The sequence below is a fragment of the Paraburkholderia sp. SIMBA_054 genome (assembly GCF_046534875.1).
GTDB lineage: Bacteria > Pseudomonadota > Gammaproteobacteria > Burkholderiales > Burkholderiaceae > Paraburkholderia > Paraburkholderia hospita.
This window is the reverse complement of sequence record NZ_JAWRXV010000993.1, coordinates 1-263: the sequence shown is the minus strand read 5'-3', so window position 1 is coordinate 263 and position 263 is coordinate 1. Positions and strand designations below refer to the sequence as shown.

Here is a 263-nt window from a genome sequence, read left to right as displayed (position 1 = left end):
GCGATCAGCAGATACGAGTTGCCGTAATCCCATTTCGCGCTGGACGTATGCGTCGCGCTGATCAGGCCGGCAAGCGACGCGAGCACGCCGCACATCGCATAGGTCGTGATGAGCATGCGCGCGCGCGGAATGCCCGCGTAAAACGCGGCCTTCGGATTCGTGCCCATCAGATAGAGACGCAGGCCGAAGGGACTGCGCCTGAGCAGCCATCCCAGCACGATCACCGCGGCGATGAAGATGCAGAACGCAATCGGCACCTGCAA

General features: G+C 62.4%; 1 protein-coding gene. It reads right to left on the bottom strand.

Going from position 1 to position 263, the window contains the following annotated elements:
- On the bottom strand, window positions 1-263 hold a 263-nt coding region (locus SB822_RS58115; RefSeq protein WP_410859244.1), incomplete at both ends, for an ABC transporter permease subunit.